The organism is Maribacter orientalis, from assembly GCF_900109345.1.
Taxonomy (GTDB): domain Bacteria; phylum Bacteroidota; class Bacteroidia; order Flavobacteriales; family Flavobacteriaceae; genus Maribacter; species Maribacter orientalis.
On record NZ_FNZN01000002.1, the window covers coordinates 1 to 15,307 of the forward strand.

General features: G+C 35.3%; 9 protein-coding genes. 6 read left to right on the top strand and 3 right to left on the bottom strand.

Annotation, left to right across the window (positions count from 1 at the left end):
• Positions 1 to 584 precede the first annotated feature (584 nt).
• The 3 genes from BMY56_RS03645 to BMY56_RS03655 form a co-directional block, all read right to left on the bottom strand.
• The gene (locus tag BMY56_RS03645; RefSeq protein ID WP_091620091.1) at positions 585 to 2,576 is read right to left on the bottom strand and encodes a putative porin; all 1,992 of its coding nucleotides are present in this window, start codon (positions 2,574 to 2,576) and stop codon (positions 585 to 587) included.
• Between the two features lie 116 nt (positions 2,577 to 2,692).
• Entirely contained in the window at positions 2,693 to 4,111 is a 1,419-nt protein-coding gene (locus tag BMY56_RS03650; RefSeq protein WP_091620094.1) for a hypothetical protein, read from the bottom strand.
• A gap of 12 nt (positions 4,112 to 4,123) precedes the next feature.
• Positions 4,124 to 6,940, bottom strand: a complete 2,817-nt coding sequence (locus BMY56_RS03655) for a TonB-dependent receptor domain-containing protein (protein ID WP_091620097.1) — start codon at positions 6,938 to 6,940, stop codon at positions 4,124 to 4,126.
• A gap of 207 nt (positions 6,941 to 7,147) precedes the next feature.
• On the opposite strand from BMY56_RS03655, the gene BMY56_RS03660 reads away from it, so the two are divergent.
• The 6 genes from BMY56_RS03660 (at position 7,148) to BMY56_RS03685 (ending at position 15,306) form a co-directional block, all read left to right on the top strand.
• A complete protein-coding gene (locus BMY56_RS03660; protein WP_091620100.1) occupies positions 7,148 to 7,735 on the top strand; it encodes a ribonuclease HII in 588 nt (195 codons plus the stop codon).
• Between the two features lie 37 nt (positions 7,736 to 7,772).
• Complete coding sequence (locus tag BMY56_RS03665; RefSeq protein ID WP_091620103.1) at positions 7,773 to 10,229, top strand: hypothetical protein; 2,457 nt, start codon at positions 7,773 to 7,775, stop codon at positions 10,227 to 10,229.
• 120 nt (positions 10,230 to 10,349) lie between these two features.
• Entirely contained in the window at positions 10,350 to 11,042 is a 693-nt protein-coding gene (locus BMY56_RS03670) for a TapB family protein (protein WP_091620106.1), read from the top strand.
• Between the two features lie 66 nt (positions 11,043 to 11,108).
• Positions 11,109 to 13,988, top strand: a complete 2,880-nt coding sequence (locus BMY56_RS03675) for an ATP-binding protein (RefSeq protein WP_091620108.1) — start codon at positions 11,109 to 11,111, stop codon at positions 13,986 to 13,988.
• A 319-nt stretch (positions 13,989 to 14,307) separates the two neighbouring features.
• On the top strand, positions 14,308 to 14,652 hold the full coding sequence (locus BMY56_RS03680) for a hypothetical protein (protein ID WP_091620111.1): 345 nt from the start codon (positions 14,308 to 14,310) through the stop codon (positions 14,650 to 14,652).
• Between the two features lie 39 nt (positions 14,653 to 14,691).
• The gene (locus BMY56_RS03685) at positions 14,692 to 15,306 is read left to right on the top strand and encodes a hypothetical protein (protein ID WP_091620114.1); all 615 of its coding nucleotides are present in this window, start codon (positions 14,692 to 14,694) and stop codon (positions 15,304 to 15,306) included.
• Position 15,307 lies beyond the last annotated feature (1 nt).

Sequence of the window (15,307 nt, forward strand, 5' to 3'; positions counted from 1 at the left end):
GGCCCCGACTCTCGATTCAATTCCTTATATATGTAACCGAAAACTAATCCGGTCACACAGTAAATTCTATGTTTCCTTAATTCTTGTTCCTCTCGAACAGGTCCTCACCCATTCTCGATTCTTATCTCCACAATATTTCAATGAACTTCCAACAAAGGACCTATGTCCTGCGACCTTCGCCCCTTCGTTCCCCCTAGGTCTTTCCCTAAGCGGCTGCAAATATACAACTGTTTTTTAACCCGGCAACTACTTTGAGAAAAAAATAAATTCTTTTTTTATCGCCCGGTAAACCAACATCTATATGAACTTGTTTCCGACCCACGATTCCGATACAATCTTCCTCGTTTGCGGGGTGCAAATGTACACCCATTTTTCAAATCCACAAACACTTTATCCAAAAAAAATACGATACTTCACATACATCAGCATACAACCCTGATTTAACGCCGATTACACGGAAAAAATAATCAATAAAAATACAATGAATATTCATGTTGTTGATAATCAACAACATACATCCGGTAAAAACATTGAAACAACAATAAATAGCATGTTATCAGGCATTTACCAATACCACTAACCGTTTAAGAAAAGAAATTCCAGACTAAACCAAAACGAATTACAAAATCACGATAAGGATAATTTGGCGCAGCATAGTAATTGTATCCAGAAAAAGCGGAGTTAAAATGTTCTGCCTTTAAATAAATACGTGTTTGCTTGATACGTGCGTTTATGAAAAAATCCAGCAAAGGGTAACCTCCTAACTCTTCTTTGTTCTGAACATAAAACTCTCCCAAAATAGGATTGTAGGCATTCATATTATAACTGGTGAAATATTTGAAGGTAATACCTGTTTGTAAGTACATCGCTTTCTTAAAAACATCTGAAGAAAAGTATAATGTATTTCTTGTAACAATTTGAGGTAGATTCATTACTTGCTCATCTTGTGTAACGTTTTGATACATTACTGTATTGTTTAAAGCAAACATCCCGACTTTGAATTCCTTTTCATACTTGACTTTCAAATATGAGATGCCATTATTTTCTTGTAAGGGCTTAATGTATGCATTCTCCAAACCATCTTCAATTATATTCTCAGACACAGGAGCAAAATAAGTGTAGTTATCTATATTACTGTATTTAAGCATCAAGTTACCCCAGGCGCTAGAATTGAACTCTGCTTTAAGACTACTTATTCTTTCCTTTTCAAACACACTACTATTATCCCAGTTATAGTTTAAATATTCACTTTGATATAATAGATAATTAAAATTAGGCAACCTAGATGAAGAATGAAGAGTGAATTTTAATTTGTTATCCTTATTAATGGCATATGATGCCACAGCATTTAAAAGGTTCCCTGTCAAACTTCCAGAAATATTATATTTCAAATCGGCATTGAAATCAAAGTCTCCTATTCTTTTTTCATACTTACCTCCTATACCGAACTCCGTACCGTTTAATCTATTTGGAATAACAGTACCATCTTCCTTTATAAAGAGGCTATTGAAATAATAATCATAATTATAGACATTAATACCTCCTGTAAGTTTACCTAACGTTCTATTATAAAATTCGGCGTTTACTTCGTTGTAGAAGGTTTTTAAATATGCTTTATCATCAATATCAGAAAGAATAACATCTCCAAAAAGCGTGTCATTTTGTGATTGTATTAGCTGATAATACTTAGTTTCATAATCAAATACATGACCAATAGAGAGGGATGTCTTTTCAAACCTAGTTGAATCTAATTGCGTTCTTACCAATTTATATACTTGGTCTAAATAATAACGCTTACCTAATATCTTATTATCTGTATCATCTAAAAGCACATCAACTCTAGGTCTATTAATAAAATCTGGATCACCAGATTCGAACTGAGCTTCTTTTTCTGCCAAACCACCATTTTCTTGAGATAAAATATTCTGCGCAGCAATATGAGCTCTTAAAGAATATCTTCCATTTTTTGACAAGTAATTGGTCGTAGTAATAAAATTACCGGACTGTATTTGACTATTATTATACTTACCCAAGGAACGATGGCCAATATAACCTATAGAAAAATTAAGCCTTCTAGAAGTATTGAACGTTAAATTCGCATCTAACAATTGACCTTGTTCTAATGTAGTTTTAAAAAATAACTCGGTCATTGGAGTGGCAACATTATAATAATTTATCTGCTCTTTTTCCAGATATTTTCTGTCCTTTGCCGTTGCACCCAAACTTGGGTATATATTTATTCTCTCTAAATCAACACCAAGAGTATTATATGCTTGCCCAATATTTGAAAAAGACATTAGTTCAAAATCATCTTCACGAAGGTAATTATACTTATATTCTTTTTGAATGGTAAGAGTAGTATCTAGAAAGGTAGTATCTCTCTCGAAAGTGATAATTTTATAATCTTTTATAGTTATGCCAACAGTATCTGCCTTCAACTTATCTATTGGCTTAACTGGAATTGCCTTTTTTGAAAGCGAAAGGGAATCGGTCTTTTTATCTCTTCTATCTATTTTTTCTTGACCAATAATAATTGAAGATGTGAAAAACACTAAAACTAGTACTATATATTTCATGCAGCTTTGTTACCCTTGCAAAGTTAATTTTTTTGTTGCTAAGTAAATGTGAAAGTTTTAGCCATAAAAAAACCCCTTTTAAATAAGGGGCTTTTTTGTAAACATATAAGTTCGTTTTATTCAAAAGGAACAACTTGATCAGAGCTTTTATTAGCTACTAAAATATCATTTAAATTAATAGATGTAGAAGCGACACCTGTACCGATATTATAGGTAATAGCATCTAAATCTGCTACTACTGCAGAAATAAAGGATGGTATCACCGGAGTTGTTCCTAAGTCACCTTCATTGATGTTTTCATTTATCAATATCTCGTTCTCATCAATTACTAATTTAACGCCCATATCTACAAAACGAAGACCTTCTGCAATAAACACTTCTTGCCTTGTTCTATACAACAAAGACAAACCTGCATCGTCATCTTGCATCGCAGCAATGTCATCAGTCGTTAATGATGTACCTGAAACAGATGCGATATTTACTTGACCAGACTGACGGTCTAACACTAGACCTGTTCTACCATTAACGATAATATCTGCATTATCGGGTCTAGAACCTTCATCTACTTGAGAACGCTGCTCAATTGAATCATCAATAGTTCTTACCTCCCGAGTATCAACCAAATTAACCAATGCCGTTAAATTTGCTCTTGCAGCAACAATATCGTTATCTGACAATGCAGCTTCAGCTAAAATCAAATAAGCTTCCTCTGCTTTTAAATAATGTACAGGCGCATCTTCATTTGGATCCAAAAATGAATATTTTGGGTCTAAAAAGTCAAGTGTTGGAAGAGGTTGCAAATCATCAAAAGTAGCTCTCTCGTACAAAGCATCCTCAAAAGTATTACTAGGACCGTTTGATTCATCGAACAATACAGTTCTATCAAAAGCTGTATCTATTGCCAATGCAGCATTGGCAGCAACTATGGCCTCACTTTTATTACCTAAATAATAATTAGCCCTAGCTTTTGCCAAATAATATTCAGCCTTAGCATTAATTGCTATTGCTGCATCAAAAGCGACTACTGCATTTTGATAATGTTGTGCTGATGGTATTGGTGTACCAACTGGTTCTTGTGGTAGAGCTGAAAAATACATTCCCGAAAGTAAATAAGAAAAACCTTCAAAGAAATTGAATTCAGCTTCCGTCTCAGCATCATAGTTAGGATCACCTGGTCCTACTTCTGCGATACCAAACACAGCCAATTCTCTAAGACGTTGTATTTGTCTTTGAGTATCTCTCATGTCAGGATCAGTAATTTGAATCTCCAAACCGTCCATGAACTGATTAAAGAATGTCTGAGTATTTACATAATTATCCGACCCTAATTCAGATAACACTAAAGTTTCATTGAAAACTAGTGCCAATTGTCTTTCTAAACCTGTAAGCCAAATAGAAGCCGAATTAGGCTGCCCTACCACAGATGTCTCAGAAAGATTTGGATTCTCAACGTCTTTAAAATCGGTCACGTCACCAAAATCACCGGTACAACTAAATATAAATATAGCCGTACAAATTATTATTATTTTTTTCATCTTTTCTTTTTATTAAAATTCAAATCTTAATGATGCAATATATGTTCTTGGAGCAGATTCTGTTCCATAAGCGAAACCTCCACTTGCAAAACCATTCTGTGCAGAAATACCAGACCCTGTAGTTTCTGGATCAAAAGTTCCTGCAGTCCAATTAAATGGATTAGTAACCGTAACACCTAAACGAATATTGCTGAATAATGGTTTAGCTATATCTCCAAAATTATATGAAGCTCCAATATTTCTAACTTTTAAGAAATCATTATCAAAGACAAAATAATTCACATAATTAAAAGGAGAAGTTCCTAAATCAATCAATTCTTGAGGAATACCGGTATCATCGGTTCCACGTAAATGTCTCAATAAGAAACTTAAATCTGTGATTTTACCACCGAATTGATAATCTGCAGTTGCATAGAAATTAAAATCACCATAGGTATAATTTAATCCCATTGAACCAAAGTTTGGAGCAAAAGTATCACCTAAAGCAGTATTAGCCTCGAAAGCATAAGTTCCATCATCTTGTAATATTGCTGCCGTCCCTCTTAAGTATCCAAGACTTTGTCCTTCTTCAACAACAGAACCTAATACAGTAAATCCACCAACCACAAATGGTGGTGCGCCACCTGAATCTGTCACCAAGTTTTCATTTGTGTTATAAGATAGATTAATACTTAAATTTTGTTTTTCCTTTTGAATCAATGTCGCATTCAAAGCAAACTCATAACCTTTGTTCTCTACCTCACCAATATTCTGTATTTGATTCGCTTGTCCTGAAGAAGGAGGATCTTGAGGCGTAAACAATGCATCTTCAGTAATACCCATATATCTAGTACCACTCAAGTATAATCTATTGCTAAAAAAGCCTAACTCTAAACCAAACTCTGTGGTTTTAACTCTTTCCGACACTAAATCTTCATTACCTTGATTATCAAAAGTAAAAGAAGGTCCACCTAAAAATGGATTTTGAGCAAATGTCTTATCTTGATCGAAAGGTTGCGCAAAATTTGTGGCCTCACCATAATTAGCTCTTAACTTAATTGTAGAAACTACATCACTAATACCTGAATTGATGTAAAAATCATGATCACTTAAGTTATACGTAAGTCCGATTTTAGGTAATAATAGTGGATCTGTATTCGCACCCGAAATCGTATTCTTATCCAATCTACCTCCAAATTCTAAGAAAGCAACATCATAAATACCTACGTTTTCTAAGAAATACAAACCGTAGTTGGAATTTTCTAATACAAAATCTGAAAAGGTTTGTTCTGAAAAGTTGTTCAAAGATCTTGTGCCATCAACACCACCAGAACCGTTCAATCTATTTTGTCTATCTGAAGATCTAAAAAATTGGCCCCCTAAAATACTTACAAAAGATAAGTTATCAGTGTATGCTTTGTGAGTAAGGTTAATGTCTGTTGTTACTGTAAAAGCAGACCTTAAAACCCTTGTTAGTTCACCTTGGTCAGTTGTACCAGGAGCAACTGAGCCTAGCTCAACTTGTAATGCATTACTTAACAATTCTTCCTGAACCGTATTTCTATTATCAATACCTAATGTAGCATTGACCTGGAAATTTTCATCAATATCATATATGAATTTGTTGGATGCAGTAATACGATTTGTAGTACTAGAAATATCAACTAACTTTCCGATTCTTTGATACCTTGCAGTTTCTTCTGCAAATTCGGCATCAGTAAACTCATCTGTAGCCCCTCGTGCAGAACCCTCTAAATTAGAGAATCTTGAAAAACTTGTATTAGCGTTATAATCTAAATTAGACTCGAAATTTACAAATGAGAATGAACCTTGATACCTTAACTTATCTGTTACCTTAGCGGTTAGACCAAATGTGAACGTTCTTCTAATTTGCTCGTTGATATCATTATAGCTATCATCCTTATACAAACTACCACCGAAATTATAAGTGAATTTTTCTGAACCACCACTTAAGCCTACTCTGAATTGCTGTGACCAACCTGGCTGAAATATCACATCAGCAGTTCTATCATATTTCAAAAAATCTTTGGTAGCATTGATAACACCTACATTACTTTCGAAAAAAGCAGCACTTTTGCCGTCCTTACCTTTTTTAGTGATTATTTGAATTATACCATTCGCAGCATCTGCTCCATATAAAGTAGTAGCGGCACCACCTTTGATATATTCAATTCTTTCAATTGACTCTACAGGTATATCTGCCAAGGCAGAAACGTTTGCTCCACCCGTCGCAATACCTAATTGAGGGTTTGAATTTAGATTATCTACACGAACCCCATCGATAATAACAACAGGTGTAGCAGAAGATGCAGCTGAAATAGGGCCACGTGTTCTAATAATTGCAGCAGTACCAGGTTGCCCTGAGCTTAAGCGTATTTGAGCGCTTGGGGTTGTAGACTGCAACAATTGATCTATTTGATTCGCTGGAAGCTTATCGATATCTTCCGCATCCAATACATCTACAGTTGTAGATAGTTTTCTACGAGCAATACCAGAACCTTGTCCTGTTACAATAACTTCTTCCAAAGCCTCTGCATCTTCTTGTAATTGAACATCCATTTTAGCAGATGCCCCAACTACCATACTTACTGTTTTCTGACCTAGGTATGAATACCTTAAGGTCTGACCTTGATTTACATTAATAGTATAATTACCATCAAAATCTGTTTGCGTACCATTAGTTGTACCAACAACAAGTACTGATACTCCAGGTAAGGGCAACCCCCCTTGATCGGTCACAACACCGGTTACTTTTTTTTCCTGTGCAAAGGAAAATGTCATGAAGAGCACCAATATCGGTGTCAACATCAACGTCAACTTCTGTTTCATAAATTCTTTTTTTTGAATTAGCTTGCTTCAAAATTCTTAAAAATTGTTAAGCCTTACAAGACTCTTTAACAACTCAATAAGCCAATTGTTAAAAATTTATTGTTTATTATTATATTAATAATGTTAAACAAAAATATTTTTTTTATCCATAAATTTTTAACTTAAAAAAATCTTAAAAAATTAAAATTTTTAACAACTCGAATTTGAATGCTTCATAAATTCTATAAAAATCACAAGGAAACGGGAACTGATGAGGCCGGAAGAGGGTGTTTGGCCGGCCCTGTAACAGCAGCCGCTATCATACTTCCGAAATCATTCGAAAACCTGATTTTAACAGATTCTAAGCTTTTAACAGAAAGAAAAAGAGAACTATTAGAACCACTTTTGAAGAATGAATGCATCTGTTATGGCATTGCTCATATTCATCCAACAATAATTGATGATATCAACATATTAAACGCTTCAATCTTAGCAATGCACAATGCCATAGATTCTTTGTCAAAAATACCCTCTTATATTATAGTTGATGGCAATAGATTTAAACCTTATAAGGATATACCTTATATGTGCATTATAAAAGGAGACTCTAAATATACCAGCATAGCAGCGGCATCTGTTTTGGCTAAAACTGCTAGAGATGCCTATATGCTTAAATTACATGAAGAATACCCAATGTACAATTGGAAGCAGAACAAAGGATATCCTACAAAAGAGCATCGGGCGGCGATTGCAAAATATGGCGCTACAAAATATCATAGAATGAGCTTTAAGCTTTTGGCCAACAACCAATCTTAATATTACAAATAGTATAACTTTACACAAACTTTATCCCATGAGGCATACATTATTATATGCATTGATTATTTTTTCATGCATAACCTGCACTACTAAAGTAAATACAGAAAATTCTATTTTAGATATAGTGCCGAATAATGCCACTTTAGTTTTTAAGGTAAATGATTTTGAATCTTTAAAAGACGAACTATCAAGCAATGAGATCATACAAAATCTTATAACCTTAGAACCTTTTAAAAAAATTGCGAACCAATTACAACCATTAGATTATTTAGCAAACCAAAAAAAAGGACTACTTGCCATATCACCTTTAGACAGTACCAACATAGCATACACCTACATATCTAATGACAGTCTATCATTTAATAACTGGGAAGGTCTTGCCAATAAAAGTATTGAAACTCATTCTTATAAGAATTTGAATATTACTCAATATCAAATTAATGAATCTCTTTTTTTTAGCTCATCTGTTGAAAATTATTGGGTAACGTGCTCATCTGAAAAATTATTACAACAGCTTATTGACGAAATTGATTCGCCGAAAATAAATTCTTCTTTGAAAAGGTTTTACGCTATTTCCAATACAAAAAAAGTGATGAATATTTGGTTTGATATTAAGCAAGGTGAACTTTTAATAAACCAAATTCTTACTCCCGACCAAAGCATATCTAATTTTACAAGTTGGATGTCACTTGACCTTACTTTAAACGAAACAGAAATCTTATTAAATGGTGTTACAGAAATAAACATGGAAACAAACCGTTTTCTAAATCTTTTCAAAAATACAAAGCCTGTACAAAACAAAACAGCAACATTAATACCTAGTGAGGCCCATTACTATAAATCTTTTGGATTTGATGATTTTAAAAAGTTCTCAAAGAATAAACCTTCTGCCAATTACACAACTACAATTTTAGATTCACTTTTAAACACGGTTGAAGAAATTGGCTTAACTGAAGTCGGTAATGAGAAAATTTTACTCCTACGAACATATGGTACAGCTACGCTATTAGATTATATTAATGATGAGAAAGTATCTACAGAAGAATATAACGGAAATGAAATTTGGGAACTAAATTCAAATATTGAGATTTTCAAACCTCTTGAACCTATAATTGGTGCGGCTTCATTTACATATTCAAGTATTATTGAAAACACCTTTCTCTTTTCTAAAACCAAAAGTGCGCTCGAATCTTTACTTTCAAAATATAAAACGGGTGATACCTTCAATAAAACGAGCCTATATAAAACTGCTGAAAACAAACTTACTTCAGCAACAAGCATCTTAACTATATCTGACTTGAAAGGCACAATTGATATTCTTGACGAAACAGTTTCTAAATCTTTGAGTAATTCATTTGATAAAAGCAACCTCAACGACTATGTTTTTGGCTCGCAATTTATTGCGGACGATGGATTCTACCATTCAAACTTTTTGATTAAAAAAATTACAGAGGAAGATGAACAAAATACCATAACACCTGCCTTCAATGTTCAATTTAATACAGACCTTGCCATATTACCTCAATTTGTAACCAACCACAATAATCGTAAAAAGGAAATCATTGTACAAGACCAAGAAAACAATCTTTATCTAATATCAAACAGTGGAAAGATTTTATGGAAAAAGCAATTGTCTAGCACTGTTCAAGGCAAAGTACAGCAAGTAGATCTTTATAAAAATGGAAAACTACAATTTGCTTTCACCACTAATAATGAGTTTTTAATTTTAGATAGAAATGGAAATGAAGTAAAACCATTTACCATGAAATTCTCTGGTGGAAACTTAAATCCACTTGCTGTTTTTGACTATGAGAGTAAAAAGAATTACCGCTTTGTCGTAACACAAAATGAAAAGACCTTCATGTACAACAGTAAAGGTGATATTGTCAAAGGCTTCAAATATGATAATGCAGAGGCAAATATCTTAGACGCTCCTCAACATTTTCGAATTGGCAAAAAAGACTATCTCGTTTTTAAATTGGCAAATGGTCAATTAAAAATCACCGACAGGGTAGGCAAAACTAGAGTAACTGTTAAGGATAAATTTTCGTTTTCTGATAATAGCATAAAATTGTATCAAAACAAATTTACATTTACTTCTTTAGATGGTGATTTAATTCAAGTTGATACAAAAGGGGGTATTTCTTCTACCAAACTAAATTTAGCCAAAGACCACGGAATGGATGCTACAACCAGAACCTTGGCCGTAATGAACGATAATATTTTACAAATACGTGATAAGAAAATTCAATTAGAGTTAGGAGTATATTCAAAACCTAGTATTTTCTACCTTAATGATAAAATATACGTTTCTGTAACCGATATTCAAAATCAGAAAATTTACCTTTTTGATAGTCAGGCTGAATCCATACCGAATTTTCCGATTTTCGGAAATTCAGTTATAGATATGGCTGATATCAACAATAATAAAAAAGCAGAGTTAGTTTTTAAAGACCAAGAAAACACTATCCAGGTTTATAAGCTACGATAACACATTAAATTGAAGATTTTATGGTCGGTTAGCTACCGATTATACATTAATTACAAATAATTAATTTAGTTTTTTATATTTTTAAGTAGTTATTTATTAGACCCTTAACTACTATTGAAAATGAAAACTAAGTTACTTCTTATACTATTTTTTTTACTTGGCATAATTTCACTTACCGCTCAAGACAATTGTAGCAAATTCTATCCTATGACAGAAGGTGTTGCTATGGAATACACCAATTATAACAAGAAAGGTAAAGTTGAAGGTATAAGCTCATACAAGGTTATTGAAACAAATACAGTGGGTAATACTACCAACGCGACAATGGCCATCAATCTTAAAGACGAAAAAGGTAAAGAAATTTATAACACCGACTATAAGTTATCATGTACTGGAAACATGGTTACATTAGATTACGAATCTTTATTACCGAGCGATATGATGAAACAATATGGTGATATGGATATCGAAATTAGTGGTAATGATATTGAAATACCTAATGATTTAAGCGTTGGTCAAAATCTAAATGATGCCAATGTGACCATGAAAATTGGCATGAGCGGTATTAATATGAATATCGCAGTAGATATGTTAAACAGAAAAGTTGAGAAAAAAGAAAGCGTTACTACACCTGCAGGAACTTATGATTGTTACGTTGTATACAGCGAAAATCAATCTAAGATGATGATGGCAAATCAAGTTTACCCTTCAAGGGTATGGCTAGCAGAAGGTGTAGGTATGGTAAAACAAGAAACTTATAAGAAAAATGGAGATTTAATGAGCAGTACTTTGCTCACTGCTTATAGTAATTAATAACCAATCCGATTTTTAATAAAAACCGAAGCTTAGGCTTCGGTTTTTATTCTTAAAACAAATCGTATGGCATATCAAAACTATATGGAATTTCTTTTAAATATACCGAACATTTTAAAGAGTAAAACTTGTCTCATCAACTTGGTCTTCCTTTTGCACTTAGCTTCGTATGGACAAGATATGACGCTAACCGAACACCATCAAAAAGCTCTTGAAAAATCAGATGCCTTTTATCGAAAACAGCTTTACGACAGTGCCCATTATTATGCGACTATCAATTATAAGGCTCTTGACCATATTGCGCAAGATACCTTTGTAGTAAGTGCTTTATTACAGCTCATCAAAACCTCCCATAAAATTCCCTTTGAAGACCGAAAGGCATACTGTAGCATGGTAGAGCAAAAGGCAATTGAAAATAATCAAAAAAATCACCTCATCGATCTTTACAAAACCATGGGAGACCTCTATTTTGAAAAACAAAATTTTGTCGATGCCATCCCCTATTACTTAAAAGTGGATTCTATATCCAAAAGTTATGGTATTAGAAATAAGACCGTCATTGGCGCTATGCTCAATCGTGCCGAAATATCAAAATTATCATTTACCTACGAAACCACCAATATGGCGCATAGCCTGCTCTATGAGGCCTTGGATATTGCTAAGGAGATAAAGGCCGTTGAAAGTGAGCATCTGACCTATATTCAACTGGCAGACATCAATCAAATGATAAGGGAATTTAAAGAAGCCAAAAAATATATTGATTTGGCCCTACCCTATTTTAAAAAGCAGGGCAATGATATTAAAGTCGTGCGAACTCTGTTGATGAAGTCAGCATATTATATGGGCGTTGATAGCCTGAACAGAGCGGAAGAGACCCATTTGGAAAGTATTGCCTACCTCACTAACAAAGACCTTACCCTTGACCAAGCAAAGGCAGTCTATTATTATGGGAATTTTTTAAGAAGGAAAAAAAGTGCGTATGCCAAAGCCATCACACAATTGGAAATTGCAAAAGATTTGTTCCAAAAAGCGAACAAGGACAGTATTGAACTGTACCATCGTACCCTACGGGATTTGGCTTTTTGCAACCATCAATTGGGCCATTATAAAGAAGCTAGTGAATATTATCAGGCAGCCTATGACCTTAAAATAGATTTGCTCGAAAAATTCAATAGAAGCTCATCCAAAACCCTGGAGGCCCAATACCAGAACGGAAAAAAAGAACAGGAAATTGCTCTATTATCCTCACAAAAAGAGCTGGCCGAGCAACAGAAAAAAAGTCAACAGAATATTCTAATGGGGGTACTGGGAATGACCTCCTTGGCCGGCTTGTTCGTTTTTGTACTCTTTAAAAACCGCGCCAAAACAAGTGCCAAACTGAGGGAATTGGACGCCTTAAAGACCAATTTCTTTGCGAACATTTCGCATGAATTCAGAACCCCGCTCACCTTAATATCTTCCCCTATTGAAACGACTCTGGAGGAAACGGACCTGCCTACTGAAAAAAGAAAGCATTTTGAAATGGCCTCAAGGAATACCAAAAGGCTATTGTCCCTTGTGAATCAACTGCTCGACATTTCCAAAATAGATAGTGGGACCTTAAAACTTCAGCTGGAAAAAGGGAAGCCAGCACAGTTAATAACGGCATGGGGCGAATCTTTTTCATACTTGGCAAAACAAAAGAACATTGCATTTAGAATTACAGCCTCAGATAAGGATAAAGAAGGTTGGTTCGATAGGGATGCTCTCGAAAAAATTGCGGTCAATCTTTTGGGTAATGCCATAAAATATGTCCCAGAAAATGGTGAAATTGAAGTAAAAGTTTCATGCTCCAAAGACCAGATCGATTTGGAGGTTCGTAATACCGGAAAAGGACTCACCCAACAGCAAATAAAGACCATTTTTGATCGCTTTTACCAAACCGATGGCTTCAACGATGGAGTGGGCATAGGCCTTTCCTTGGTAAAGGAACTGACAGCGCTACACAAGGGCACCATCAAAGTATCGCAAGAAGAAGATCGGTGGACCACCTTTTTGGTGCAATTATGTACCGATAAAAAACAGTTTAAAAATGCGGTCATTATAGATGCTGGGGCGGGACAGGAAATAAAGCAGTTTAAGGCGGACATTACACAAGTCCCTCAATCCGTTCCAGAAATATCGGAAGATGGTTTGCCCATTTTATTGGTGGTGGAAGACAACCCCGATGTTCAGTTGCTCTTGTACGATACGTTCAAAACTACCTTTAAGGTCATAACCGCCAACCATGGAGAAGAAGGAATTAAAAAAGCCTTGAAATATGTTCCCGATATCATTGTTTCCGATGTCATGATGCCCGTTAAAGATGGCATTGAACTAACCAAAACATTGAAAAAAGATGAACGCACTAGCCATATCCCAATTGTATTGCTAACAGCAAAAGCGGGAGATGAAAACAAGTTGGTGGGGATAGAAATGGGCGCAGACGATTATATCACCAAGCCCTTTAATCAAAAAATCCTGAAGTCGAAGGTGAACAATCTCATCGCCCTTAGGATAAAACTGCAAGCCAGATATAGCCAGGAAGTCGTATTAAGGCCCAAGGATATTGCCATTACTTCGGTCGACGAACGCTTTCTTGAAAAAGTACAAGCGGTATTGGATGTACACTTAACGGAATCTACTTTTACTGTTGCGGCCTTTAGCAAGGCAGTGCATATGAGCCGTATGCAGCTCCATAGAAAATTAAAAGCCCTTACGGGTTTATCCGCTTCAGAATTTGTTCGTTCGCAGCGCCTCAAACTGTCCACGCAAATTTTAGGGCAATCCGATATCAATATCTCAGAGGTTGGCTATAGTGTTGGTTTCAATGACCCTGCTTATTTTACCAAATGTTTTAGGGAAACGTATTCCTGCACCCCTTCCGAGTACGGTAATCGGACAAAATTCAAGGCGAAAACCCCATAAATAAAGGGCCTTCTGGCCATGTTACATAATTTATAGCTTCTGTTACATCGTTCATGATCCTTTTAGGAACATGGTACTACCTTCATTCTTATAGAAAGAGACTCCCCCAACTGTAATCTAAAAGTGATGAAGCAAAAGCAAGATGGTCTTGAAGGCACACTTGATCATGTCCCCGAAAACCAAATTTACCTGAACATCAACTATTTGGAGGATGGGCAATATCGCCTGAACATTATGCACAAAAACAAGGTTATTAAGCACACCACTTTTAAAAAGAAATAATAAGGGCAACAAAAATAAATATGCAAAAACAAGAACGATGAAAACATTAAAAACATTCCTTTTAGTAGCCTGTGTGGGCGCTCTTGCCACAGTCCAGGCACAGACCAATCCAAAACTGCAAACGCCGGTCACCAATAATTTCCTAGACCTGCAGGCAGGCGAGCTCGGCGATATTTTTGGCGATTCACTTACGGGGGGTAAAGGCAAGGTCACCAATTATTTGGAACTGGTAGAAAAAAGCGATAGACCCGAAGCGGAAAAGAAACAACTGAGAGAGGCGTACTTCCTTTATTCAAAAGCGTTGGATGCCAAGGGCAAAGATTCCTTGCAAACGGTCCTTAGCAAACAGTTTTTGACCACCAAAAAAGACACCATTAAATAGATGCCCCCAACGAAAACAATACTTTAAAAATAGAATACGATGCAAAAAACAATAGGTAGTGCATTAATGCTTTTGGCAGTTATCTCCTGTGGGGAAACTGCGGAAAAGAAGGTCGACCAGAACACCAATCAAACCAGCCCTAAAAATGAAGAAAGCGGTAAGGTATTGCCTAGTGGCGATTACAGCTCTCTCCTGCTAAACTATGAATGTGACATGGATGCTGCGGAAGTCGCCAGAGTGCTCAATATCCCTGAAACAGATGTTAGTATTCCAGAATTTACCCAGGCGGGCAACTGTAGTTTTGAAATTAAAGGGTTTGGCGAAAATGCCTTAGGTGGAACGATTCTGTCATGGGGTGCTACGCCATTTAGCAAAGCAGATAGCAAAAAAGAAATTCAAAGTGCTTTAAAAGACAAAGAGAAAAACGAAAATATCTTCGGCATGGACATCGAACTCAGTGAAACAGGGGATTGCTATATACGAATCTTACCACATGTTGGTCGCGTTATCATATACAACGAGAACTACGACCACGCCTTCTTTTTTACTTATTCTCAAAGGGGAATTTACAAGAGAACCGAGGAAGAACACGCCGCATTGGGAGCGAAAACCATTGCACTGGCCAATTATTTATTGAAAAAACATAAAAGATAAA

Excerpts from the sequence above, each read along its gene's own strand:
- BMY56_RS03645 (WP_091620091.1), bottom strand. The coding sequence starts at position 2,576 with ATGAAATATATAGTACTAGTTTTAGTGTTTTTCACATCTTCAATTATT.
- BMY56_RS03660 (WP_091620100.1), top strand. The coding sequence starts at position 7,148 with ATGCTTCATAAATTCTATAAAAATCACAAGGAAACGGGAACTGATGAG.
- BMY56_RS03650 (WP_091620094.1), bottom strand. The coding sequence starts at position 4,111 with ATGAAAAAAATAATAATAATTTGTACGGCTATATTTATATTTAGTTGT.
- BMY56_RS03680 (WP_091620111.1), top strand. The coding sequence starts at position 14,308 with ATGAAAACATTAAAAACATTCCTTTTAGTAGCCTGTGTGGGCGCTCTT.
- BMY56_RS03665 (WP_091620103.1), top strand. The coding sequence starts at position 7,773 with ATGAGGCATACATTATTATATGCATTGATTATTTTTTCATGCATAACC.
- BMY56_RS03655 (WP_091620097.1), bottom strand. The coding sequence starts at position 6,940 with ATGAAACAGAAGTTGACGTTGATGTTGACACCGATATTGGTGCTCTTC.
- BMY56_RS03685 (WP_091620114.1), top strand. The coding sequence starts at position 14,692 with ATGCAAAAAACAATAGGTAGTGCATTAATGCTTTTGGCAGTTATCTCC.
- BMY56_RS03675 (WP_091620108.1), top strand. The coding sequence starts at position 11,109 with ATGGCATATCAAAACTATATGGAATTTCTTTTAAATATACCGAACATT.
- BMY56_RS03670 (WP_091620106.1), top strand. The coding sequence starts at position 10,350 with ATGAAAACTAAGTTACTTCTTATACTATTTTTTTTACTTGGCATAATT.